Source organism: Acetobacterium bakii, from assembly GCF_001263355.1.
Classification (GTDB): domain Bacteria; phylum Bacillota; class Clostridia; order Eubacteriales; family Eubacteriaceae; genus Acetobacterium; species Acetobacterium bakii.
In genome coordinates this window covers 17,423-43,786 of sequence record NZ_LGYO01000034.1, presented here as the reverse complement: position 1 = coordinate 43,786, position 26,364 = coordinate 17,423, and the positions used below count along the sequence as shown (strand labels likewise).

Annotated in this window: 18 protein-coding genes and 1 riboswitch; all 18 genes read left to right on the top strand. The window is 44.4% G+C overall.

What is annotated here, in order from left to right:
- Positions 1-26: 26 nt before the first annotated feature.
- The 18 genes from AKG39_RS13600 to AKG39_RS13515 all read left to right on the top strand — a co-directional run bounded on the left by AKG39_RS13600 (position 27) and on the right by AKG39_RS13515 (position 26,342).
- Positions 27-1,136, top strand: coding sequence for an ABC transporter substrate-binding protein (locus AKG39_RS13600; RefSeq protein WP_050740950.1), 1,110 nt, complete (start codon positions 27-29; stop codon positions 1,134-1,136).
- Positions 1,136-2,206 (top strand): FecCD family ABC transporter permease, encoded by a 1,071-nt coding sequence (locus AKG39_RS13595; RefSeq protein ID WP_242852620.1) that lies wholly within the window; start codon positions 1,136-1,138, stop codon positions 2,204-2,206. The genes AKG39_RS13600 and AKG39_RS13595 overlap by 1 nt, the downstream gene beginning before the upstream one ends.
- Positions 2,203-3,423, top strand: coding sequence for an ABC transporter ATP-binding protein (locus AKG39_RS13590; RefSeq protein ID WP_050740949.1), 1,221 nt, complete (start codon positions 2,203-2,205; stop codon positions 3,421-3,423). The genes AKG39_RS13595 and AKG39_RS13590 overlap by 4 nt, the downstream gene beginning before the upstream one ends.
- Before the next feature lie 20 nt (positions 3,424-3,443).
- Positions 3,444-4,547: an adenosylcobinamide amidohydrolase gene (locus tag AKG39_RS13585; protein WP_050740948.1), complete on the top strand. Its 1,104-nt coding sequence runs from the start codon at positions 3,444-3,446 to the stop codon at positions 4,545-4,547.
- Positions 4,535-8,278, top strand: coding sequence for a cobaltochelatase subunit CobN (gene cobN / locus AKG39_RS13580; RefSeq protein WP_050740947.1), 3,744 nt, complete (start codon positions 4,535-4,537; stop codon positions 8,276-8,278). The genes AKG39_RS13585 and cobN (AKG39_RS13580) overlap by 13 nt, the downstream gene beginning before the upstream one ends.
- Before the next feature lie 68 nt (positions 8,279-8,346).
- Positions 8,347-9,186, top strand: coding sequence for an ABC transporter ATP-binding protein (locus AKG39_RS13575; RefSeq protein WP_050740946.1), 840 nt, complete (start codon positions 8,347-8,349; stop codon positions 9,184-9,186).
- Entirely contained in the window at positions 9,186-9,920 is a 735-nt protein-coding gene (locus tag AKG39_RS13570; RefSeq protein WP_050740945.1) for an ABC transporter permease, read from the top strand. Before AKG39_RS13575 ends, AKG39_RS13570 begins: the two co-directional genes overlap by 1 nt.
- 15 nt (positions 9,921-9,935) lie before the next feature.
- Positions 9,936-10,991 carry a magnesium chelatase ATPase subunit I gene (locus tag AKG39_RS13565; RefSeq protein WP_050740944.1) on the top strand — a complete coding sequence of 352 codons (1,056 nt, stop codon included), beginning with the start codon at positions 9,936-9,938 and terminating at the stop codon, positions 10,989-10,991.
- Positions 10,978-13,047: a magnesium chelatase subunit D family protein gene (locus AKG39_RS13560; protein ID WP_083439565.1), complete on the top strand. Its 2,070-nt coding sequence runs from the start codon at positions 10,978-10,980 to the stop codon at positions 13,045-13,047. The genes AKG39_RS13565 and AKG39_RS13560 overlap by 14 nt, the downstream gene beginning before the upstream one ends.
- A 9-nt stretch (positions 13,048-13,056) precedes the next feature.
- A complete protein-coding gene (locus tag AKG39_RS13555) occupies positions 13,057-16,497 on the top strand; it encodes a cobaltochelatase subunit CobN (protein ID WP_050740943.1) in 3,441 nt (1,146 codons plus the stop codon).
- 107 nt (positions 16,498-16,604) lie between these two features.
- Positions 16,605-17,234, top strand: a complete 630-nt coding sequence (locus AKG39_RS13550) for a precorrin-8X methylmutase (RefSeq protein ID WP_050740942.1) — start codon at positions 16,605-16,607, stop codon at positions 17,232-17,234.
- 44 nt (positions 17,235-17,278) lie between these two features.
- Entirely contained in the window at positions 17,279-18,406 is a 1,128-nt protein-coding gene (locus tag AKG39_RS13545) for an ABC transporter substrate-binding protein (RefSeq protein WP_050740941.1), read from the top strand.
- Positions 18,407-18,522: 116 nt separating this feature from the next.
- Positions 18,523-22,338 (top strand): cobaltochelatase subunit CobN, encoded by a 3,816-nt coding sequence (gene cobN, locus AKG39_RS13540; protein WP_083439564.1) that lies wholly within the window; start codon positions 18,523-18,525, stop codon positions 22,336-22,338.
- Positions 22,339-22,346: 8 nt separating this feature from the next.
- Positions 22,347-23,345 carry a radical SAM/SPASM domain-containing protein gene (locus tag AKG39_RS13535; protein ID WP_050740940.1) on the top strand — a complete coding sequence of 333 codons (999 nt, stop codon included), beginning with the start codon at positions 22,347-22,349 and terminating at the stop codon, positions 23,343-23,345.
- A gap of 333 nt (positions 23,346-23,678) precedes the next feature.
- Entirely contained in the window at positions 23,679-24,365 is a 687-nt protein-coding gene (locus AKG39_RS13530; protein WP_050740939.1) for a DnaJ domain-containing protein, read from the top strand.
- A gap of 34 nt (positions 24,366-24,399) precedes the next feature.
- Positions 24,400-24,810 (top strand): hypothetical protein, encoded by a 411-nt coding sequence (locus AKG39_RS13525; protein WP_050740938.1) that lies wholly within the window; start codon positions 24,400-24,402, stop codon positions 24,808-24,810.
- A 79-nt stretch (positions 24,811-24,889) separates the two neighbouring features.
- Positions 24,890-25,069: riboswitch (cobalamin riboswitch) on the top strand.
- Positions 25,070-25,312: 243 nt separating this feature from the next.
- Positions 25,313-26,059 carry an energy-coupling factor ABC transporter permease gene (locus AKG39_RS13520; protein WP_050740937.1) on the top strand — a complete coding sequence of 249 codons (747 nt, stop codon included), beginning with the start codon at positions 25,313-25,315 and terminating at the stop codon, positions 26,057-26,059.
- On the top strand, positions 26,037-26,342 hold the full coding sequence (locus AKG39_RS13515; RefSeq protein WP_050740936.1) for an energy-coupling factor ABC transporter substrate-binding protein: 306 nt from the start codon (positions 26,037-26,039) through the stop codon (positions 26,340-26,342). Before AKG39_RS13520 ends, AKG39_RS13515 begins: the two co-directional genes overlap by 23 nt.
- Positions 26,343-26,364 lie beyond the last annotated feature (22 nt).

The window sequence follows — 26,364 nt, the reverse complement described above, 5'->3', positions numbered from 1 at the left end:
ACAATAAAAAAGGAGAGAATTTGAGAATGAAAAATAATTTATTGAAGAAATTAGGTATTGGTATGTTGGCATTAATGCTGACAGTATCGGTAATAGGATGTACGGATAATGGAAAAGTGACCGGTGACAATGGCAATGAAATGCTGAAACTGGATTATTCGACGGCATTTAGTGTTGAATATCTGGAGGATGGTATCAAAAAAATGACCGATGCCGACGGTCGAACCATTATGATGGTTCCAGACGGTGAAAAGGTGCCTGACGAATATAAGGATGCCGACGTGATTATCGATGGTGAACTGGATAGTGTTATGCTGGCTTCAGCGACCCAGGGGTGCATGATGAGAGCAGTGGATGCCGTCGATCTCATTAAAGCGGTGACGACCAAACAGGAATCATGGACTATTTCTGAAATTGCGGACGCCATGAAGGCGGGAACAATCAGCTTTGTTGGGGATAATAAAGCACCGGACTATGAAATGATCAAATCTTTAAATCCCGGGCTGGTATTTGTTTATTCCGGCGATTACGGTTTACAGGACATAATGGCAAAATTTGATGAGCTGGGAATTAAATATGCAGTATGCAACGAATACACCGAAGATGATCCAAGAGGAAGAATGGAATGGGTTAAATTCTATGCCGCTTTCTTTGACAAAGAGGATCAGGCCAACACCTTTTTTAATCAGGCGGTGACAAATATTGAGACCACTATCAAAGATGCCAACGAAAAAACTGAAAAGCCCAAGGTGGCCTGGGCCATGGTATCCAGTGGAAAGGTTTATATTGCCGATAATGATTCCTATGTGGGGAAAATGATCGAAATGAGCGGCGGAGATTATGTATTTAAGGACATGGCGGCAGGAAGTGGCAGCATTACCCTGGAAGAATTTTATGCAACCGCCAAGGATGCGGATATACTCATTTATTCATCCTTGGAACAATACGCACCAACTCTGGACGCGGTTGTATCCCAAGCTCCTATTCTGGCGAATTTGAAGGCTGTTCAGGATGGTCAGGTATGGTGCCTAGGCAAAGATTTTTATCAGTCAATCGATAAAACCGATGAAGTGATCAGCGACCTGTTCGCAATCTTCCATGGCGATGGCACAACCACACATTTTAAAAAGTACTAATGCTAAAAGAAATTAAAACTGATAGTTTTAATAATCAAATGACGGAAGAATTAGAAAAACTAAACAGACGATCCATGCTGTTGATGGGCTTATTGGTATTGGGGGTGATCCTTACCTTTGGAATTTGCGTAGGCTTAGGCTCATTAAAAATAGGGTTGGATGAATTGATTAAAATTATCTTTCGTTTTGGTGATTATGACCCGGTTTTGAGTGAAATTGTCTGGGATATTCGCTTTCCGCGAACAATTGGAGCATTGCTGGGGGGCGCTGCGTTGGCCGTCGCCGGGATCATGCTCCAGGTTTTCTTCAGAAATCCTATTGTCGAACCCTTTGTATTAGGTATTTCATCAGGCGCTGTGCTCTGCGTCGCGCTGGTAATGCTGGGTGGGCTTAGCCTGGGTTTAGGGGCGGTGTCATCTTTGGGATTATTTCTGGCAGCATTACTGGGTTCGTCGGTTGTTATGATCGTTGTGCTGGTGTTTGCTACCCGGGTAAAAGATGTGGTGTCCCTATTGGTGATCGGGTTGATGATGGGTTATATCTGCAGTGCGGTAACCAGCATTTTACAATCCTTTGCAGAAAAGGAAGCGCTACAAGGCTTTGTCGTGTGGACATTGGGAAGTTTTTCAGGATTTACCTGGGCCAGTGTCCGGATTATTGTAGTTTTATGTATTCCCATATTCGGTTCACTGATTTTTTTAGTCAAACCATTAAATGCTTTTTCCATGGGCGAGGAGTATGCAATGAGTATGGGTGTCAATATTAAAGGATTTCGAATTTTTCTGGTGGCGATTACCAGCATTCTAGCCGCAGTGGTTACAGCTTTCGCCGGCCCGGTGGGCTTTATCGGTCTGGCGATCCCCCATCTGGCAAGGCTCTTATTTAAAACGGCAGATAATCGCATACTGGTGCCGGGTTCAATTTTAATGGGCGGTATTGTAACGGCGTTTTGTGATTTGATTTCAAGAACCATTCTGGCTCCGGTTGAACTGCCGATCAGTGCGGTAACAGCCTTTATTGGTGCCCCCATTGTAATTTATTTAATAATGAAAAGAAGGACTAGTTTATGATTGCCTTAAAAACAGAAAAACTGAAAGTCGGTTATGGTAAAAAAGTGGTCGTTGATTCAGTCGACATTTCTGGCTTCCGAGGCCAGGTGCTCTGTCTGCTGGGCCCCAATGGTGCCGGGAAAAGCACGATTTTAAGAACATTATCCGGTCTGTTGGATCCAATTGACGGGGTTGTTTATGTCAATCAGGAAAAACTACCGGATAAAAAGAAAAAAGATCTGGCCAAAGAATTGTCGGTGGTCTTAACAACAAAATTCTCGGCTGGAATGATGAAGGTCTACGATGTGGTGTCCATGGGACGTTATCCCTACACCAGTCGTCTGGGAAAATTGACCAGTCATGATCATCAACTCATTCAGGAAGCCCTGATTACCGTGAATGCCGATTATTTGGCAACCCGCAATTTTGAGGAGCTCAGTGACGGCGAAAAGCAAAAGGTTATGGTCGCAAGAGCGCTGGTCCAGGAGCCGGAGGTGATGATTCTTGATGAACCAACCAGTCATTTGGATATCAGGCATCAATTGGAATTAATCGATATTCTCAAAAACCTGAGCAAGGAAAAGAATATTACCGTGATTTTGTCTCTTCATGAAATTGATCTGGCCTTAAAAAGCTGTGAGAAGGTTCTGCTCGTTCGCGATAATCACATTGTCGGTTATGGTGCGCCGGAGGATATGGTGAATGAAGAAACCATCAGTCAACTCTATGGGATAAAAAATGCGGGTTATAACAACCTTCTCGGTTCCATCGAAATTGAAAACAGTGGCGAACCATCAGTCTTTGTCGTCGCCGGAAATGGAACTGGAATTCCGATTTATCGGTTGTTGTCCAAACATAACATTGGCGCGATGACCGGTATCATTCACGAAAATGATGTGGATTACGAGGTGGCACGAACCATGGGACTTACCATAAAAAGTGAGTTTGCCTTTGAAGCGATCGATGATGTGAATTATCTGGGGGCAAAAAAAATGATTGACAGAATTCACACGGTTATTGATTCCGGATTTCCGGTTCGGAAAATGAATGAGAAGAATCTGGACCTAATTAGATATGCTATTTCAAAAGGCAAGAAAGTGATCTCCTTTCGTCAGAAAGACGAGATTTGTAAATACTTTGGGGATAAACAGATTCTTGAATGTCATGAATCATGCGACTTTTTAAAACATTTAGATACGGAAGAAATGCCAACGGTTAAACTGGGGAACATTTTATAATGATATTGGAGGAGAAAGGTATGCAGATTTTTACACTACCAACGGGTGAAGGTGTTTATTACTATCAAAAGAGCATCGTTATACCATTTAGCGGAAAAAGAAAGGTTCTATCAACGGCGCACCGAAATGGTGGGTATTCTGAAGAACTGAAAGCGGTATTTAATCATGATGCCAAACCAGGTGCCGGCATGGCGTGTACCCTGCGGGCCGATACCTACCAGGAACATATGAAGATCATCACCGAAGAACTCGGTCTGGATCCCGACTACACTGCAGGTATCACAACGGCGGCGTCAATGGAAAATGTCGCCATTAAAACAGTTGAATATCAGAATTTAAGTGTTACTGCCATTGTAACCGGGGGGATTGAAGTCAATGGGGGCCGGGTGGGTGACCCCACAGGCTGGCACGAAATTGATGGAAAAAACCATGAAATCAAACCGGGAACCATTAATATTATGCTTTATATTGATGGCAATATGCCCCCGGAAACGCTTACCCGGGCACTGGTCACCTGCACCGAGGCAAAAACAGCCGCTATTCAGGAACTGATGCTGGGAAGTATGTATTCCAGAGGACTGGCCACCGGGTCAGGAACCGATGGGTCGATATTGATCTGTAATGGGGAATCCCCGGACTATTACCAGTTTGCCGGTAAACACAGTAAATTAGGAGAACTCATTGGTTTAGCCGTTAAACCGGCAGTTAAAGAAGCACTCTTTTTACAGACCGGGGCCAGCCCCCAATTGCAGTTTAGTATTTTAAGAAGATTGCAGCGGTTCGGAGTGACTATGGAAAAAATCTGGGAATCTTTTCACGAGAACAATGCGCTTTACAAACCGGAGTTTGTCTGCCGTTTGGAAAAATTGGATAAAGAGCCCGAACTGGTGGTGTTGACTTCCTTGTATGCCCACCTTATGGATCAGTTGGATTGGGATCTGATCACCATGGAACAAACAGCTTATGAAGCGGATCATTTATTAAAGCGCATGAACCCGAAGATCCAAGCGGTTATGGTTTCAGACTTAGTAGAAAAGACAAAAGACGAATTCATTGAAGCAATGACCCAGAAGATGGTGGGTTGCTTAGTCGGTTTATTGGAGGAGCGAGCATGTATCGGATAACATTTATTCATTCACCCATGGATCACGTTTACGATATCAAAGAAGCAGCAACCCATACGGCCGATACTAAAATCGAAGTAAACTTTTTAAACAGCAGTCAACTGGATAACTCCGCCGAGGAATTGAGCCTGGCCATGAAAGCGCTGGAAAGCGCAGATTTTATTTTTATCTTTATTCATGCCGGACTCACCCAATTTAAGAGCTTTGCATCCCTTATGGAGCGGTTTGAAAACAAGAAACGCTTTTTTATCTGGTCCGGTTGTGATGAAGAAAACGTCATTGCTTTAAAAAAATCCGGTATTTCTCCCTGGGAATATGGAGAGATCCAAAAATACGCTCTGGATACCAATACTGAAAACTGTATCAATCTGATGAAATACCTGGGGGCCTATTATGGCAAGCTTCCAATAGACTATGGCGAACCGCGTCATTCCGTCTGGGAAGGGATCTACTATCCGGGTAAAGAACTGAGCATTGAAACGGCCTTGGAACAAGCTAGAACCAGCGGCAAACCGGTAGTAGGCATTCTGATTTATACCCGGCTGGTGCAGGAAAAAAATCTGGAGCATATCGATGCCTTAATTAAGGCAGTTGAAAATCAGAGGGCACATCCGCTGGCAGTTTTTTCCTCTTCGGTTCCCAACCCGGTCATTGGCTGTCGGGGCTTTCAATGGGTGGTGGATCATATTTTTACTACCAATGGAAAAAACAATGTCGATGTGATCATTAACACCATGAGCCATTCCCAGAGTATTTTGTCTGATCCCGGAGATGGCACCAAAACAGTGGAAAAGAGCATTTACCAGTCCATTGATGTGCCGGTGATCAAAGCCCTGACTACCTTCCAGAGCTACGAAAACTGGCTTGAGAATTTGCGGGGAATCGATGCCATGTCCTTTCCGGGAAGTGTTTACTATCCGGAGTTCGACGGTCAGATCATGTCCTTTACTGTCGCCTACTCGGTTTTTGTCAAAGATGAAATCGGCGAGAAAACAAATAATCGACCGATTCCAGACCGCATTTGCAATGTCTGCGAGCTGGCACTCAATTGGGCGAAGCTGCGGCTAAAAGCGAATGCCGATAAGAAGGTCGCTATCATCTTTCATAATATGCCGCCCCGTAATGATATGATCGGCTGTGCTTTTGGTCTGGATTCGCCCCAAAGCGTTTTTGATATGGTTAAAGCGCTTGCGGCAGAGGGGATCGAAATAGAATACGACTTTGACAGTGGCGACGCAATTATTCAAAAGATCATTAATGCCGTCAGCAACGATACTCGCTGGTTATCGGCCGAACAGGCCATCAAGCGAAGTGTGGCAGTGATTGATAAAAATGACTACCTGCCCTGGTTTAATCAACTGGAAAGTAAAGCCCAGGAAGAGCTGGTCCGAGATTGGGGCGATCCTCCCGGGGAAAATATGGTTTATCAGGATCAGATGCCGGTACCGGGAATTCTCAATGGTAATATTTTTATCGGGCTTCAGCCGGCCCGGGGCTATGAGGACAAGGCGGAAGAAGTCTATCACAGCACTGATATTGTTCCGCCGCACCAGTATATTGCCTTTTATAAATGGTTGAAAAACAGCTTTAAGGCCGATGTGGTCATTCATGTGGGTACCCATGGCACGCTGGAATGGTTGCCGGGTAAAGAAATTGGTCTGTCGGCAGGCTGCTATCCGGATATTGCTATTTCAAACCTGCCTAATCTCTATCCTTACAGTATTACTGTGGAAGGGGAAGGTATTCAGGCCAAGCGGAGGTCTTATGCAGTCATCCTGGATCATCTGATTCCGTCCATGGTTCAGAGCGGCAGTTATGACGAGATGGAAGAGCTGGATGATTTAATCAAACAATATTATCGGGCTAAAAGTACCGATCAGGGAAAGGTTGAATTTATTCAGAAAAGCATTGAAACCATTGTGATTGAACAAAATTATCTTATGGACTTAAATATCAGCCGGGAAACTATGGAGGCAGATTTTTCAGTTTTTGCAGAAAAGCTTCATACCTGGGTGGAAGGTATTAAGAATACCCTGATTAAAGATGGACTCCATATTTTTGGAAAAGTTCCGGAAGAGGAAAGACTCTATCAGTTGGTTTGTGCCTTGTTGCGGTTATCAAATGGAAAGATCCCTTCATTAACCCAGGCAACTGCCAAAGCGATGGGGATGGATTATGAATTTCTGAAAAATGACCCCCAGCATACGGATGCAAAAGGGTTTACCAACTTGATGAGATTTAATGAGATTGAAGCCTTAAGCCGGGATCTGGTCAGAGACTACTTACGAAAGAATGCCGAATCAGACCTTATTGACTACCTCAAAAGCCATTTTAAAGCTGCTGAACCGGCGGATCTGATTGATTTAAAGACGGTCTTCGAATTTATGAAAAACACCCTGATGCCAAAACTTAAGTCGACCACTGATGAAATGTCCCATCTGGTTAAGGGGGTTAATGGTGAGTTTGTTCCTCCCGGGGGATCGGGGTCCCCAACCCGGGGCAGAGTGAGCATTCTCCCCACCGGTCGCAACTTTTATGCCATTGATCCGGCAGCGGTGCCCACCCGGGCAGCCTGGGAGGTTGGTAAACAACTGGGCCAAAAAATGATCGACCGTTATCTGGAAGACGAGAAGTGTTATCCGGAAACCATGGTGATTGTGGTCTATGCCGGAGAAACCATGAAGACCTCCGGTGATGACATTGCCGAAGTTTACTATCTGTTGGGAGTTAAGCCCAAATGGCTGGAAAATTCAGACCGGGTGATTGGGCTGGAAGTGATTCCGGTAGAGGAACTGGGACGGCCCAGGGTCGATGTGACCCTGCGGATTTCCGGGCTGTTCCGGGATACCTTTCCCAATCTGATCGAATCGGTGGAAGAGGCGGTTAACCTGGTTGCTAGTCTGGATGAAAGCGATGATATGAATTATATCAAACGAAATTTTCAAAATGAGGTTCGGGAGTTGATTCAAAACGGGGCCAGCATAGAAACTGCTCAGGAAGAAGCCGGGATGCGGATCTTCAGCGATCCCCCGGGAACCTATGGGGCCGGGGTGACCCAGTTGATTAACAGTAAGAACTGGGAAGATTACAGCGATCTGGGTAATATCTATACCTTTTGGGGCGGCCATGCCTACGGAAAAAAGGTTCATGGCAAACGGGTTACCGAGGTCTTTGCCAGACGATTGGCTAAGGCACAGATTACCATTAAGAACGAATCCTCCATGGAAATCGATATGCTGGAAAGCGATGATTTCTATAATTATCATGGCGGCCTGATAGCGGCTGTCCGCACCGCATCAGGTCAGAAACCGCAGTCTTATTGCGGGGACAGCAGTGATCCCTCCCGGGTTCAATTAAACAATGTTAAAGAACAGACTGCCAAAATCATGCGCTCCCGGATCCTAAATCCCAAGTGGTTTGATGGCATGAAAGAACATGGTTACAAAGGGGCCCAGGAAATTTCGGGAATGGTGGATTTTGTCTTTGGCTGGGATGCCACAGCGGATATTGTGGAAGATTGGATGTATGAAAAAATTACTGAAAATTTTCTCTTTAATGATGAACGGCGGGAATGGATAAAGAGTGTCAATCCCTGGGCTATCCAAAATATGACCGAGCGTCTTTTGGAGGCAGCGCAAAGAGGGATGTGGGAGGCAAATGATGAAAGTCTGGAGAAACTTCGGTCGTTCTATATGGAAATCGAAGGGGATATCGAAACCTTCAGCGAGTAAAGGAGGTGAGTAAGAGAAAAAAATAATGTTGGTTTGGGGTTGTAAAGTATTAGGAGGAAAGGAAAAAAATGCTGGAAATAATTGATTTGACAAAAAAATATAAAAAATTGACGGCGGTGGATGCGCTTAATCTGACCATCAAAGATGGTGAATTCTTTGGTCTGTTGGGCCCAAATGGAGCAGGCAAAACTACAACGGTAAGAATGATCAGTACTCTCACGCCAAAAACAAGCGGAGATATTGTGATCGGGGGAGAAAGTATTGATCGGAATCTGACATCGATTAAGGCGAAGATTGGGGTGGTACCGCAGCAGAATAATCTGGAAAATGAAATGTCGGCCTGGGAGAATTTGGAAGTACACGGCATGCTGTACAAAATGCCAAAAGAAAAACGACGACAAAAAATTGATGAAATGCTTGAATTCACCGAATTGACAGACCGAAAAGATGACCTGACCAAGAATTTTTCCGGTGGGATGAAGCGCAAACTTATGATCGCCAGAGCGCTTCTTCATGAACCGGAACTATTGCTTCTGGATGAACCGACGGTGGGGTTAGATGCATCAGCCCGTCGAAAAATGTGGGATTTGTTAAAGCGTTTGAAATCAAACGGATTAACCGTATTGCTGACAACGCATTATATTGAAGAAGCGGAAGTGCTATGTGATCGGGTCGGGCTGATTGATAAGGGAAAACTGCTGCGATTGGATACCCCGAATAATTTAATTGAAGAGGTCGGTAAGATAACGGTGGAATACTTTGCAGATGGAAAAACCCATGAAGAATTTTTTCCGACGCGAGAAAAAGCCAATGAATACGCCGGATCCCTGGAAGGAGACGTTCGGATACGTCCATCAAACCTTGAGGATGTATTCTTGAAATTCACAAACAGAAGGGTGGAATCATAATGAGTGGATTATATGGTATTCTCTGGCAGGAATTTGCTGTCTTTAAACGGAAATTTGTGGCCACAAGCATCAGCTTTTTAATTTCACCGATTCTCTATCTGGTGGCATTTGGTTGGGGACTGGGCAGCGGTGTTGAGATTGATGGGGGGTCTTATATGGCGTTTATTATCCCCGGGATTATTGGGATGAGTACCATGATGACCAGTTTTAATAACACCGCGAGTACCATTAATATTTCAAGAATTTTCTACAAAACCTTTGAAGACTATATGATTTCCCCGATCAATATGACAGTATACACCTTGGGTAAAATAATAGCGGGTGCATTCTATGGGATTTATTCGGCATTCCTGATTATTGTGCTGGTTTCAGTTTTTACAACAGATCTGATCATCACGCCCTACTTTATTCTCATTGCCCTTTTAAATTGTTTTGTTTTTTCAGCGCTGGGCTTTTTGATTGGTCTGCTGGTTAATTCACATTCAGATATGGCAAAATTCACCAGCTTTGTGATTACGCCGATGTCATTTTTATGCGGCACTTTTTTTCCCATCGATAAGATGCCGGAAATTCTAAGATGGTTTATCTACCTGCTGCCTTTGACCCATACCAATATCGCCCTGCGGCTAACCGGAGAAACAGCGGGTCAAATGGTTCTCCATGCAGGGGTGCTGGTCGCTTATTTAATTGTACTATTTGTATTGGGAGCACGTCATTGCAAAAAAGTTGAATAGAAAAAGAGGGAAACAATGAAAAATAAAAATATTATCTATCCATTTACCGGAATTGTGGGTCAGGAAAAGATGAAAAAGGCTTTGGTTCTTAATATCATCAATCCCCTTCTTGGTGGGGTTTTGATCAGAGGGGAAAAGGGCACCGCCAAATCGACGGCAGTCCGGGCCCTGGCTGATTTATTGCCGACCCGAAGCCAGGTGGAAGGCTGTGCTTTTGGCTGTGATCCCCGGGAACCGGCCAACATGTGCAGTGAGTGTCTGGAAAAACACGAAAATCAGAAGACTTTTGTGGAGGCTTTTGGACGGATGAAGGTGGTGGATCTGCCGGTCAGTGCCACCGAAGATCGAGTGGTGGGAACCCTGGATATTGAATACGCCATCAAAAAGGGTGAAAAGAAATTTGAACCGGGAATTCTGGCGCAGGCTAATCGGAATATTCTCTATGTCGATGAGGTAAATCTACTGGATGATCATATTGTTGATGTGCTGCTGGATTCGGCTGCCATGGGCGTGAACACCATCGAACGGGAAGGCGTTTCCTTTTATCATCCCTCTCGCTTTATTTTGGTGGGCACCATGAACCCGGAAGAGGGGGATTTAAGACCCCAGCTGCTGGACCGGTTTGGGATGGTAGTAGATGTGATCGGCGAACGCAATCCTGAACAGCGAATTCATGTCATCAAAAACAGACTGGCCTATGAAAAGGATAAGGAAGCATTTGCCGGTCAGTTTGTTGACGACCAGCAGGATCTGCGAGAGCGGATTCTAAAAGCCAAGAAACTATTGGAAAAGGTCAGCTATAGCGACGAGATGCTGGAGATGGCAGTGAAAATCAGCATTGAATTGAACGTGGATGGCCATCGGGCCGATATTGCCATGATCAAAACCGCGATGACCATTGCCGCCTTTAAAGGTCAGACCGAGGTCGCTCCGGCAGATATGCTGGAAGCGGCGGAGCTGGTATTGCCCCACCGGTTGCGCCGGACGCCATTTGAAGAAGGAATCTTTAATTTTGATAAGGTTGAGCAAATTATCAATGACGTCGGGAGTGCTCATAATGCAGTCGTATAATCAGCCATGGGGCAGTGATTCCGGGAGATGCCCGCTGACTGTGAAAGGATATCAGTTAAATAAAGAAAAGTCGGAGAACAAAAGTCAGGATAAGCGCAATAAAACAATTGCCTATCGATTTCCCTTTGCAGCCGTCATTGGCCAGGAAAGGGTTAAAAAAGCCCTGATCCTCAATCTCATTAATCCTCAAATCGGGGGGGTGCTGCTTGCCGGCGAAAAGGGAACCGCCAAGTCCACGCTGGTACGCAATCTCAGTCAGATTGCTCCGAACATGGAAGTGGTGGATTTACCCTTAAATGCCACCGAAGATCGGGTTATTGGCAGCATTGATATTGAAAAGACCATTGCTCAGGGCAAACGATCATTTGGCAGCGGGATACTGAAAAGAGCCCATGGGAATATCTTATATATTGACGAGGTAAACCTGCTCAGTGAGCACATCGTTAACAGCATTCTGGAAGTGGCCGCATCGGGCGTAAATCACATCGAACGGGAAGGGATCTCCTTCGAGCATCCCTCCCGGTTTGTGCTCATCGGCACGATGAATCCGGAAGAAGGTTTTTTGCGATCCCAATTCCTGGATCGGTTTGGTATTTATGTGGCGGTTGAAGGGTCGAAAAGCTTAGTGGAGCGAAAAGAGGTTGTTAAGCGGCGATTGGCTTTTGAGCAAAATCCGGCTGGGTTTGCTAAAACCTGGGAACGTGATACGGAGATTCAAAAAAATCAAATAGTGGAAGCAAGAAAGAATCTGGAAACCGTAAAAATATCCGAAACAGTTTTTAAACTGACGGCCGATATTGTCAATGAGGCCTATTGCGCCGGCAATCGGGCTGAACTGGTGATGATTGAAACCGCCAGAGCGCTGGCCGCACTGGCGGGACGCCAGAATATCAATATTGATGATATCAAAGAAGCCGCCGAATTTGTACTGCCCCATCGAAAACGGGAAAAGCCCAATGAACCCCGGGAACCGGAGCAGGATGATCAAAACGATGAAGAGTTTGAGGAACAACCGGAAGAAAACCAGGATGATGCTCAGAACGAGACGGATGATGAAAACGATGAGAATGCGTCCGAAAGCCCCGAGGATCAAACGCAGCCAGAGGATACACAAGCTCAGGAAACAGATGAAACCGAAGCCGATGAGCCGGAGAATGAAGAATCAGAGTCGTCGGAACAGCCGGATCTTAATGAGATCATGGATCGGATTGATGCTGTCGGGCGAACCTTTATGGTTAAAAATCTGGATATCAAAGCCATTGACCGAAAAAAAAGAAAGGGTGAAGGCAAACGGATCAAGACGAAAACCGATACCAAAAAGGGTCAATATATCAAAAGTGCCATGCCCCGGAATACGATCAGTGACCTGGCCTTTGATGCCACCTTACGGGCGGCGGCACCCTATCAGCGGGTTCGGGAAAGTAACGGACTGGCACTGATCATTAAAACAGAAGATTTGCGGGAAAAACTCCGGGAAAAACGAACCGGCAGCACCATCGTTTTTGTGGTGGATGCCAGCGGTTCCATGGGCGCAAAAAAACGGATGGAAACAGTTAAGGGGGCAGTGGTTTCTCTGCTTACCGATGCTTACCAGAAACGGGATCGGGTTGGTCTGGTTTCGTTTCGAAAAAAGGAAGCGGAGGTACTCCTGAATATTACACGAAGTGTTGACATGGCCCAAAAATGTTTGAAAGATCTGCCCACAGGAGGTAAAACGCCGCTAGCTGCCGGTCTCCTGAAAGCTTATGAAGTGATCAAAAATGAACAGCGCAAAAACGACGATATTTTGCCCATTATGGTGCTGGTTTCCGATGGCCGAACCAATGCTGCCTTAATGGAGGGGGATCCGTTTACGGAAGCTATGGAGATGGGGAAACGGATTGCCGGGGAGGGCATCCAGACCATTGTGGTGGATACCGAGGTGGATTTTATTAAACTGGGTCTGGCAAAGAAACTGGCTGCAGCCATGTGTGCCCGTTACTATCGGATTGAAGATCTGGAGGCGGATGTATTGGCCGAAGCGGTTCGGGATCTTTCCAAAGAGTCATCATTCTAGGGGGAAGCAGTGAGTAATTTTGTGAACAGACAGATGGTTAAAAAACAAACCGAAAGAATAAGAAAAGCGGTTGAGCAGGCAGATAAAATAATGCTTAATGGGCCTGACAAGCCCACTGAACTTGGATTGGACGGGATCTTTCATCCGGACAGCGAAGCTGTTTTTTCGAGCTTGGAAGCCTATGAAAATTGGTATGGGCGTTTAAATCACGCTGAAATGACAGTGGGAATTTTAACCCATTATGATAATTGGAACAAGAAAAAAACCGCGGTGGAGGAAGCACTGGTTGAGGAACTGGAAAATCAGGGGATCCGGGTGATTCCGGTTTTTAGTTATTCGTCAGCGGATGAAAACAGTGGAGTAAAAGGGTTTAAAACAATTATCAGCGATTATTTTTCCAGCGATGGAAAGCTCAGGATTGATGGGCTTATTAATTTTCAAATGCAGGCAGCAACAGGAAATAGTCAATCCGGAGATTTGTTTTCCCAAAGTGTGGCTGTTTTTAAAGCGATGAATATCCCGGTTTTTCGGCCGGTTGTCAGTCGCCTTCAGAATCAGGAGCAATGGCAAGCTAATTTAACTGGTCTTTCCGCTGAAATATCATGGGCTTTTACAACCAGTGAAATGTTGGGAATGATCGAACCCATTATTATCGGAACCCGAAAAGAGACCGATGATATGCTGAAGTTGACGCCTATTCCAGAACGGATTAAGCGATTTGTTGCCAGAATGATCCGGCGGATCGAATTAAAAAAGGTAGCATCAGCTGACAAAAAAATAGTGCTGATGCTTCACTGTTCACCCTGTGCCGGCGTAGAAGCGACGCTGGGATCAGGGGCCGGGCTGGATGTTTTTGAGAGTGTTGTGCGGATGATGAAATCCATGAAAAGCGAAGGCTGTAAGGTACCGGGTATTCCCACTGATGGACTGGCACTAAAAAAAATGATGCTGGATAAAAAAGCGTATCAGGATTTTCGCTGGACGACGGTGGAGAATATTGTCAAGGCTGGCGGTGACATTTACCGGATGCCGTTAGAAGGCAAGGGGGGCTATCATCAATTTTATCAGAGTCTGGATCCGATGCTTAGAGAGCAGATGGAAAATGCCTGGGGTATACCGCCTGGCGAAGGGATGGTTCACGACAACCAGATCATCATTACGGGGTTGAATTTTGGTAATGTGTGGGTGATGATCCAGCCAAAGCGGGGCTGCTATGGTCCGAAATGCACGGGCGAAGTCTGCAAGATCCTTCACGATCCATCCTGTCCGCCACCGCACCAGTATCTGGCAACCTATCGTTATATAGATCGGGTCTTAAAGGCTCATGCCGTGGTTCACGTGGGAACTGCAGGCAGTCTGGAGCATTTGCCGGGAAAAACCAATGCTCTGTCAGAATTTTGTTGGCCGGATGTGGTCATCGGTAATCTGCCTAATTTCTATTGCTATAATGCCGGTATCGGAGTGGAAGGAATGGGTACAAAGCGCCGTAATTACGCAGTTGTGCTTGATTATCTTCCCAGTTGTCTCAATACTGATTATACCAGGATTGATTTTATCAATCAGTTGGGCAGCTTTTTAGAGGCGGTCGACGTCAAGAGTCAGCAGGTTGAACTGATGCAACTCAGTATTGAAACCAGAATCAATCAGACACCGGAATACCTGAAAATTGTTCAAAAAGAAGCGACTTTTATTGAAGGTATCCAAAAACTCAAAAGTATATTGACACAATCTATTGTTCAGTCCTTTGAACAGGAAAATCACATTTGGGGAGAGATCCCCAAATTAATCCATCAGGTATCCTATATCAAAGAATCAATTGATGGAACGAGCTTGTATGCTTCACTGGTGAAAAAGGATTGTGCCGATGACTATACCTACCATTCGGAAATGCTGCAACTGATTTCAAAGACGCTTAATCAAACGGAGGAAGAAAAGCCGCAATCAAATTCAATTTTTGGTTTGGAAGCTGCGGTGCTGGACAATGATATTCATAACAACCGCCGCAGTCTGTTAACCGTTGAAAATGAAGCAAGTGCATTAACCAAAGCCTTAAGGGGGGATTATATGGAACCCGGGCTGTCTGGCTCACCCCGGGATGGACTCAATCGGATCATGCCAACCGGCCGAAATTTCTATTTAATGGATACCCAAAAAATTCCGACCAAATCGGCATACGCGGTTGGTTTGGAAATGGCAGACCAGTTAATCGGGCAGCATGAAAAAGACACCGGACTATTTCCGGAAAAAGTTGCCATGAACATGATCTCCACAGATATCTCCATGACCAATGGGGAACAGCTTTCCCAGGTTTTGGCATTATTGGGGGTAAGACCGGTCTGGAACGAATCGGGGATTGTTATGGATGTTGAAGCCCGGCCGCTGGAAGAACTGGGACGGCCCAGAATTGATGTTATTATAAGAATTTCCGGCGTTTTAAGAGATTCATATCCAGATCTGATTGCCATGATGGATCAGGCGGTGCAAATGGCAGCTCGCCTGAAAGAGCCGGAAACTCAAAATTTTGTCCGCCGGAACACCCGAAAAACTGTCAAGGAACTGATTTCACAGGGAGAACTTTCCCAGTCAGAGGCATTCAGACGTGCCACTATGCGTATTTTTGGTGACAAACCGGGAACCTACGGCTCTGGGGTGGATCTGGCTCTGAAAGCCAGCGCCTGGGAGTCGGAAGGTGAGCTGGCCAAAGTGTTTACCTCTTTTTCAGGATACGCCTATGGTGACGGTTTAAACGGAACAGTTTCCCATAAAGAATTTGTGGAAAACATCAAATCAGCCGAGGTTGTTTTTGAAACTTCAGTCAGCAACCGGTATGACCTGCTCACATCCGGCTATTCAGCGTCGGTGATCGGCGGTTTCAACATGGTGAAAAATCAGTTTTATCAGAAAGAACTCAAACAATACCATGGCACCTCCAACCATAAAGAAAAGGTGGTCATTACAACAATCGAAGATGAACTCAAACGAATTATGGAAGGCACTTTTTTTAATCCCCTCTGGAATCGCTCGGTGATGGATAAAGGCTATAGCGGTGCCGCCGAGATTATGCGAAAGGCTCAAACGATTTTTAGCTGGAAGTGCACCACTAAAAATATTGATGACACCGCCATTGATGAAATTGTTCAAACCTACCTCGGAGATCCGGAAATGGTCAGTTGGCTCAGGGAAGAAAATAACTTTGCCATTGAAGAGATGTCAAGACGATTTCTTGAGCTCCATCAGCGAAAAAAATGGAATCCCAGCCCGGAAGCATTGGAAATTTTAACAAATATTTATATGAAGATTGAGGGCGATATGGAAGAGATGATGGAAGAATCCCAGGGCGATTATCAGGGCGGCTCCATCGAAATCGTGCGTCATCAGGATGTGGCAGCCTGGAATAAAACCATCCAGGGAATGGATGCCTTGTTTGACTCGGAGAAAAAGATGTCATAAGAATCTGGGAATAAAAATAAAGGGTCGTCTCTTTGTGGTATAAGTTCAGCAGAGTTAGTGGTACCTTTGCTGTTATCAATAAAAATAGAAAGAGAAAGAGAGAAATCATGGAATTTATTAACAATCCGAGAGAAATTGAAGAACGCAGTTTTGAAATTATTACAGAAGAATTGGGTGACAGGGTCTTTCCGGAAAACATTGCCTCCATTGTCAAACGAATTATTCACACTACCGCAGATTTTGAATATGCGGACCTGTTGGAATTTTCTAACGATGGTTATGAAAGCGGAATGGAAGCCCTTAAACAGGGAAAGAAGATTTATGCCGATACCCGGATGATTCAGGTGGGCGTCAATAAAAAAGCCCTGGCTGATCATGGCATTGAAATAGTCAATTATAGTCATGATCCAGATGTGGCGAAAGAAGCAAAACTGAGGGGGGTTACTCGCTCCACGGTGGCTATGGAAAAAGCTTTGAAAGACAAAACGGTGGGAATTTATGCCATTGGCAATGCACCCACGGCTCTGTATACGCTGATTGAAAAAGTTAAGGCCGGAGAGGCAAAACCAGACTTGATTATTGGGGCACCGATCGGATTTGTCGGGGCGGCCCAAGCAAAGATAGAACTGGACGGGATTGATAGTCCCAGTATTCGTATCAATGGCAGAAAAGGCGGCAGTCCGGTGGTTGCTGCTATTATTAATGCCATGCTTTATCAGCTGGGCAGAGAATGGTAACAACAGAATAAAAAAATATATTTTAGAGAAAAGAGGAGTTTATCATGAAAAAAAGAGCAGTTTTGGCATTGGCAATTATGTTGTCAGCGGTGTTTGTATTGGCGGGGTGTTCGTCTGCGGCGGGAGCCGGCAGCACGAAAAAGGGTGAGATGGAAGTTCAATATGCGCAGAAAATGAATATTGAATATTTGGATGATGGGATTGTTCTAGTAACGGATGGAAAGGATCGTCAGACTCTGATTGTGCCTGAAGGAAAAGAAGCACCTGATGGTTATGAAGAGGCTCAGGTGATTAGCGGTGCGGCAGAGCATATCTTCCTGGGATCCACAACCCATAGTTCCTACATTCGTGTTTTAGGCGATGATATGTTTGACAAGGTTGCAGGGGTATCGACCTATGATGTGGGAAAAGGTCAAATCGAACAGATCGATTCAAGAATGCAGGCTGGCACCATTAAATTTTTCGGGAAAAATGCTGCTCTGGATTTCGAAGCCATGATGGCCGCAGGGGTTGATCTGGCATTCATCTCCTATTCGGATTATGACACCAATGCGAAAAAATTAGAAGAATTGGGAATTCCTTATATTGTCGATTCATCAGGTCTGGAAACAACGGTATTGGGCCGAATGGAATATACTAAATTATTTGCCGCGTTTATGGGAAATGCCGAAGCAGCCAATGAGCAGATTGATAATGCGGCCAAGAATCTGAAAGAAATCAAAAAAGCAGTAGAAGGTCTGGATCAACCCAAGGTTGTGGGAGGCATGATTTATGATGGCCAGGTATCTGTGCGAACAGGGGGATCTTACTTTGGCGATATGTATAATATCGTTGGTGCCGATTATCTGTACAAAGATCTGGATACTGCTGAACCGGGGAGTTCTAAAGTTACCTTTGAAGATTTCTATGCCAAAGGCAGCACCGCGGATATTGTATTCAATGAACCGATGGGGAAAAAAACCTATGCGAATGTCGGGGAAATTTATACTACATCACCGCTGCTTTTGGAAATGCCGGCAGTCAAAACCGGTAATGTATGGTCCTTCCAGCCAGACTGGTTTCAATCGGTTGACAAGCTGGATCAGATCGTAGCAGACTATGCAGCCATTGTCCATCCGGATGCATTTAAAGACCACGAAATCAAATATATGGTGAAGGTACCTGTTCAATAAAAAGTATTTTTGACAGGCGATAAGCAGAAGCGGCTCAATGGGAACACTCCCATTGAGCTGGTCTGTTACAGCCTGAATACAGATGCACATTCAGAGGAGTTATTAACTGTGATCTGATGAGTACAGATGAGTTGACTGTTCTGAATATGCATTTACATTATAGTATGAAGAAAATAAAATTGGAGGAACGGATGTTAAAATTGGCATTTTGCAGTGCAAACGGAACCGAGTTGGCTATTCTGAGCAAGGCCGTAAAAAAGATCAGTGAAAAATATGAAATAGATGTATGGGCCCGGGAGAATAAAATTTTAAAAGATCCGGAGGCGTTGAGAGCGTTTATTGATTTTGCCGGAAGGGCAGATTATCTGATAATCAGTCTCCACGGCGGCAAAGAAAAAAGCTTGAGCTTTGACGAAATCATAGTGGCAATGCCGGCAACGGTAAAAATATATATCCACTTTACCAGTCCTTTAGATGCCATGGATTCGCTGGAATATTCAAATATTGAAAGAGGAGATTATATTTTACTGAACCAATACATGACTTATAGCGGCCTAAAAAATTACCGCAACTGTTTATTATCTCTATTGGAGCAAACCAATAGAGATAGTTGTGATTATGATCCTCCCGAACCATTGCCATGGGAGGGAATCTATCATCCGGATTTTGAAGCAGTTCCCGATTTAGACACCTATTGCCAGCATAAAATTATTCCGGGAAGAACAAGTGTAGGAATCTGGTTTCATCGGGAACACTGGTCAAACGGAGATACCAGCTATGTGGATGCCTTTATCCGGGAATTTGAAACCCGGAGCATCAATGTTATTCCGGTTTTCAGAAAAACCCGAAAAGAAGAAGATCTGGGAAATATGGGGTTAAAGGAGGTATTGGATCATTTTTTTAAACATGAGGGAGAACCCATTGTGGATGTGATTCTCAATCTCATGAGCTTTTCGGCTTCCATGATGACTTACAAAAATGATGCCAGAGACCAGACCATGGATGAGGTGCTGGCAAAGTTTGGCGTGCCCGTTTTAAAAGGGATCATTGCTTTTGCAGACAGGGATTATTGGGAAACATCCACCCAGGGATTGTCCCCGGTGGATGTAATTGTCAATGCAGCCATGCCGGAAATGGATGGCAACATCATTACTCTGGCTGCAGCATTTACGGATTCAGCCACTCTGGATCCCTTAACCGGGGCGCGGATTGTCCTTCATGTACCCGATGCAAAAGGGATTAGCCGAATTGCGGATTTGGCAGAGAATTGGGGAAAACTCAAACATATCGCCAATTCGGATAAGCGGGTTGCCATTTTATTTCATAACTACCCCCCGAGAAACGATACTATTGGCAGTGCCTTCGGCCTGGACTCCAAGGACAGTGTCTGCAACATGCTCAATGTTCTAAAAGACAGCGGTTATTCCCTTGATTACTTACCAGAAAACGGCGGGGCGATTATCGATGAGATTCTGTCAAAAACCACCAATGATCTGAGGTGGCTTTCTTCTGCGGAAATCCATCACCGGGCAGCGGATGTTATCCCCCAATTGACCTATGAGGGATGGTTTAAGGAACTTCCAGAAAAAGTTCAGGGGGAAATGTGTGAATTCTGGGATCAGCCTCCGGGAGAGTTTTTTAGTCATCAGGGAGAACTGGCGGTGCCTGGTGTTATCAATGGTAATTTATTCATAGGGATTCAGCCTTCCCGGGGAAATACCCTTAATCCAGAAAGTGTTTATCACAGTCCGGATCTGCCCATGCCCCATAGCTATTTTGGTTATTACGAGTGGATTCGACATACCTTTAAAGCCGATGCCATTATCCATGTGGGGATGCATGGTACATTGGAATGGTTACCAGGTAAAGCATTGGGTTTAACAGAGTCCTGCTATCCCCAAATCGCCATTGGCGATCTGCCCCATTTATACATTTATATCATCAATAATCCAGGTGAGGGAACCCAGGCCAAACGGCGGAGCAATTGCTGTATCATTGATCATTTGATTCCGGCCATGACTCGGGCGGAACTATATGAAGATACCGCCGAACTGGAAACTCAATTGCAGGATTACTATAAATGTAAGGCAATGAATCCGGAGAAGCTGGGTTATTTGAGAAAAATAATCTGGGAAAAGGTGTTGGAGATCAACCTGAATAAGGACTTGAATTTAGGAACGATTCAGCCGGAAAATTTCGATGGGATGTTGGAGCAGCTCCATGATTACCTGGGCGAATTAAAAGAAACCCAGATCAAAACTGGACTTCACACCTTGGGGGAAGCCCCGGAAGGCGTTAAATTGATTGAACTGTTGATTGCCATGACCTTGCTGCCAAACGGTGAGACCGCATCCTTAAGGAGGACGGTGGCTTCGATTCTGGGCTATGATCTGGACGAGCTGCTGGATAACCGGGGGAGACTCAATCCCGACGGGAAAACCAATGTAGATATTCTGGAAGAAATATATTTCAAAACCTACGCATTTATGGAAAATCTATGGAAGACGGATTTCGATGAAAATCAGATTATAAAAATCTGCATGGAAACGCTCAGTATTGTGAATGCTGAGCTTATAGAAATTGCTGCCTACCTCTGCACCTCACTGGTGCCTCGGATTCAGGCTTGTCGGGATGAACTCGCAGCTGTAAAAAATGGACTGGAAGGTAAATTCATCAAACCGGGCCCCACCGGCAGTCCCACCCGAGGTATGGCTCACATTCTGCCCACGGGCAGAAATTTTTATTCCATCGATCCCCAGACGGTTCCTTCGCCAACCGCATGGGAAGCAGGGAAAAAACTTGCGGAGAATATGCTGGATAAATATAAAAAAGAAAATGGAACATATCCGGAAAACGTCGGAATGGTCGTATTTGGAACCTCCACTATGCGAACCAATGGTGAAGATGAGGCCGAAATACTATATCTGCTTGGGGTAAAACCGGTCTGGCAAAAACAGAATGCCTATGTCAAAGATCTGGAGATTATTCCCCTGGAGAAACTGGGGCGGCCCCGGATCGATGTGACCACCCGGATCAGCGGTCTGTTTCGGGATACCTTTCCCAATCTGGTGGATCTGATCGATCGGGCGGTGCTTGCTGTCATTGATTTGGATGAACCCGATGAGATGAACTTCATCGCTAAGCATGTCAAACAGGAACTGGCTGAGTTATTGGAGAAAGGCATTGATTTTGATCAGGCCCGGGAGGAAAGCAGCTATCGAATCTTCGGCTGTAAGCCTGGCGCCTATGGCGCAGGAGTCTGCAACATCATCGGTACCCAACAATGGGAAACTGATGGGGATCTGGCAGATATTTATCTCACCTGGGGAGGCTATGCCTATAGCCAGAGCAGCTACGGTAAAAAGGCCCCAGAGCTTTTCAAAAAAAGACTGTCAGTGATGGATGCGGCAGTGATGAATCTGGATTCCCGGGAATTTGAAATGATCGACAGTGACGATTTTTATTCCTTCCACGGCGGCATGATTGCCTCGGTTCGAGCCTTTAAGGGATCAGACCCCATGGGATTAATTGGGGATAGCACCAATCCGGAACGCATCAAAACCCGGACTATCAGTGAAGAAACTCGATTTGAACTGAGATCCCGGGTGTTTAATCCCAAGTGGATCAACAGTATGAAAGAGCATGGCTATAAAGGGGCTGGCGATATCTCCCAGATTGTTGATCATATTTTTGGCTGGGACGCTACTGCCCGGGTGATGGATGATATACTTTACGAAGAATTGGCCCGGAAATTTGTATTGGATCAGGATTTTTCCGACTGGTTAAGGGATGTCAATCCCTGGGCCCTCCAGAATATTTCCGAGCGTCTGCTGGAAGCCGTTCAGCGGGATCTGTGGCATGCAGATCATGAAATGGTCAGCCGGCTTCAAAACATTTATCTGGAGATGGAAGGAGCGGCAGAGGAGTGTTAGGAGAAAGAGTGTTAATTGTACTTTGGACAACCGGCCAGTGTAATCTGGCCTGTAAATATTGCTATGCTGGTTCAACTCATTCAAGAGAGGATATGGATTTTGAGACGGCGGCCCAGTCACTGGATCTTTTTTCCGATCATACTATGAAAATTCAGTTCGCCGGTGGAGAGCCGCTTCTGAACTACCCATTGATCTGTCAGGTAGTTGATTATGTAAAATCGAAAAAATATGATGCCAGCTTCCAAATGCAGACCAATGGCACTTGTATTACCCCGGAAATTGCCGCCGGCCTGAAAAAAATGAAGATTGCTTTGGGTGTCAGCCTTGATGGTCCACCGGCGGTGAATGAGTTTTCCCGGGGAAAAACCAGGGAAGTCATTGCCGGGATTCATTGTCTGGCAGATGAAGGGATCACAATAAATTTAAACAGCGTGGTGACCAGTCATAGTGTTGCAAAACTTCCTGAGCTGGTCAGTTTTGCATACTATCTGGGTAATGTGCGAGGAATTGGTCTTGATCTGCTGCGGGATACGGGACGCGCAAAAGACCATCGAGAAATCATCAAAAAAGCCACACCAGAGCAATTAAAGAAAGCTCTGAGCGGTATGGTTGAGACAGCTCAGGAATTATATAAACTTACCGGAAAAAAGATCATCATCCGGGAGATTGATGAAGCCAGACATCGGTTAAAGCTGACTGCCTGCAGCAAAGAATACTGTTATGCATCCTGCGGTCGATCCTATGTTGTGCTGCCCAGTGGTGATGTCTATCCCTGTGGATCACTGATTGATAATCCGGCATATTTTATGGGAAATGTAAAAACCCGATCCCTCAAAAGCATTGCCATTGAAAAAGCAGAACCGGCAGCTTGTAAAACCTGTGACTTTTTTGCAATCTGTCCTGGAGGATGTCCTTCCCGATTGCTGATCAATGGGGAAAACAGGGAGCATGAGTCTTTGGATTGTGTGCTGAAAAAAACCGCATTTGAAATTGTCAGGAATAGCTGACAAAGGTAATTAGGGTTAAAGCGTTGCAGAAAATTAAGAGAAAAAATGTCATCAGCCCAGAGGGTAGTTGTAAAACTGGCTTAATTTAGCAATTTTATAGTTGACTATTATTTTAAAAAGATGAAACCAAAAGGGTAGGGGTTATTTAAATAACCGCTGCCTTTTTAAATTTAGCTTCATAAAATTCACCAATATTGGAATTGTTCAATATTTCAATCTTATAAAATAAATTTCATTGGCTTTGAGACTGATTCCACATAATTGTTTAAACAAAATATAATAATAAACAGTTACAATTAAAATATTAACAATTTTCAAAGAGATGGAGACACAATGAATTTGGACCCATATAAAGTATTGGGAGTTCCTCAGGATGTCAGTGATGAGGAAATCAAAAAAGCATATAAAAACCTGGCGAAAAAATATCATCCGGATTTGAATCCTGGTAATCGGGAATCAGCAGCAAAAATGAGTGAGGTCAATGCCGCCTACGATTTGATAAAGAGTGGCAAGGCAAATTACGCCTATCAAAATGCCTACGGTACCGGCGCAAATCAGAGAAGACAGACTTATGATCCGTTTAACGGTTATGGAAATTCCCGACAATCAGATTCATTTGAAGGTTTTGATCCTTTTGAATGGATTTTTGGATCATCTGCCAATCAGAATCGGAAAAGTAGTTTTGACACAGTGATAAGCTATATCAATATGGGCAGGTATGCTGAAGCATTAAGTGTTTTGAATCATATTTCAGACAGAAGTGCGAAGTGGTATTACTATAGTGCAATAGCCAACTACGGCATTGGCAATCAGGTGAGTGCGATTAATCACGCCCGAGTGGCGGTTGAAATGGAACCGGATAATGATGATTATCAAAGCCTACTGAGTCAAATAGAAAGGGGTAAAGCTGGATCTGGAAATCGTCCAGCGGCTTTTTCCCCAATTGGTACTATTTTTAAATTGTTTCTTGGGTTTTATGCGTTTCAATTTTTGTTTTCATTTTTGAGATTAATATTTTAGATCATGTGTTTTAAATAAATTAGGAGAAAGCTAAATGAAACGTTTTAAAGAAAAGTTAGTGGAATTTATGTCCGGCCGTTATGGCATGGATCAGCTTTATTATGCCATGCTGTTATTGGCGCTGGGGATAATGATGGTTAATATGAAGGTTGATAATCTCATACTTATGATTTTATCAGATGGCATTATTCTCCTTATGATTCTCAGAAGTTTTTCCAGAAACATCAGCAAGCGGGCAAGAGAAAATGGAAAATTCCTGAAAATTTGGAATCCGGTAAAAAGAAATGTGCGAATATTCATTCGCAGAATTAAGGAAATCAGGGTATACCGTTATCGTAAATGCCCCAATTGTAAAAAGACATTGCAGCTTCCGATTAAACGGGGAAAAAATACGGTAAAATGTCCCAAGTGCCAGGAAAAATTTAACGTGCGGGTTATTCTTTAAATATTTGCCGTGATCAAAGCAATCAAAAAACCGCTGGACTTTTAAATCAACCGTGTTATAATAAAGGCACAATTAAATAGAAATGTAAAATTCATTTAGGATGAACAAATTCATTGAGGGAATCTGGTTAGAATCCAGAACGATCCGGTCACTGTAATTAGTTATGTCTCCTTAATATGTCACTGGGCACATTATGTCTGGGAAGGCAAGGGGAATATAAGCTATAAGTCAGGAAACCTACTAAATTGAAGTACTAGAGTATCCTTCCAGGGAAAAGGGAAATTAGTAATATTAACAAAAGTTGGTTCTGAAACGTCTTAATAGTGGGAACCAATGGATAAGTATAATAGCAAAACCTCTTTTTCTGTAGCAATATGGAAGGAGAGGTTTTTTTTCGCAATGACACTCACAAAGTGGCTGGCCGGGAGCCGGGGAAAACCTGCAAAATATACTGGGATGAGATTTGTTTTATGGGATGATATAAAAATATTCGGAGGAAAAAATGAAAAAATTCAAAAAAAGCCTGACAATGGTTGGGATATTAGTATTTCTGGTAGTCCTTGCAGCCCAGCCTGTGAATGCCATGCATATTATGGAAGGATTTCTTCCCATTGGCTGGGCAGTTTTCTGGTGGGTAATGGCACTGCCTTTCATTGGTTTTGGACTTTACCAGGTGGGGAAAATATTCAAAGATAAACCCGAACAAAAGGTATTGTTGGCCATTGCAACAGCTTTCACATTTGCACTGTCGGCTTTTAAACTGCCATCGGTTACCGGCAGTTCTTCCCATATGACCGGAATTGGTCTGGGCGCCATTGTCCTCGGCCCATTTGCCACCGTGGTGGTGGGAACCATTGCCCTTTTATTTCAGGCGTTGTTGCTTGCCCACGGCGGACTGACAACCCTGGGAGCCAATGCATTTTCAATGGCCATTGTCGGATCGTTTGTGGCATATGGAATTTACAAGGGGCTTTCTAAACTCAATGTTCCCAAACCGATAACTATTTTTTTAGCCGCCTGTATTGGCGACCTCATGACCTATGTCACAACATCGGTTCAGTTGGCGCTGGCTTTTCCGGATCCGGTTGGCGGTTTTGTAGCTTCACTCATTAAGTTTTTAAGTATTTTTGCCATCACCCAGGTGCCGCTGGCAATTATCGAAGGCATTTTAACCGTTTTGGTTGTCAATGCCATTTATCAATATAAAGAAAAGGGGCTTATATCCAATGAAACTCTCAGCGATAACTAAAATTGTACTTGTTTTGATTATTGGAGCACTGATTATTATTCCGCAAATTGCCTTGCCTGATGCTGAATTTTCAGGAGCAGACGATCAGGGCGGCGCAGCGATCACATCAATCGACCCGAGCTATGTTCCCTGGTTTGAAAGTTTGTTTGACCCCGGCGATATGGAAGAAAATCTTTTCCGTTTCCAACAGGCATTGGGCGTCTTTGGTTTGATCGGATGTTTTGGCTATTTATATAAAAAATCCAGGAAAAATGAACAAGTCGATAATCAGCTTAGTAAATAACATTAGGTAATTGCGAAACTCA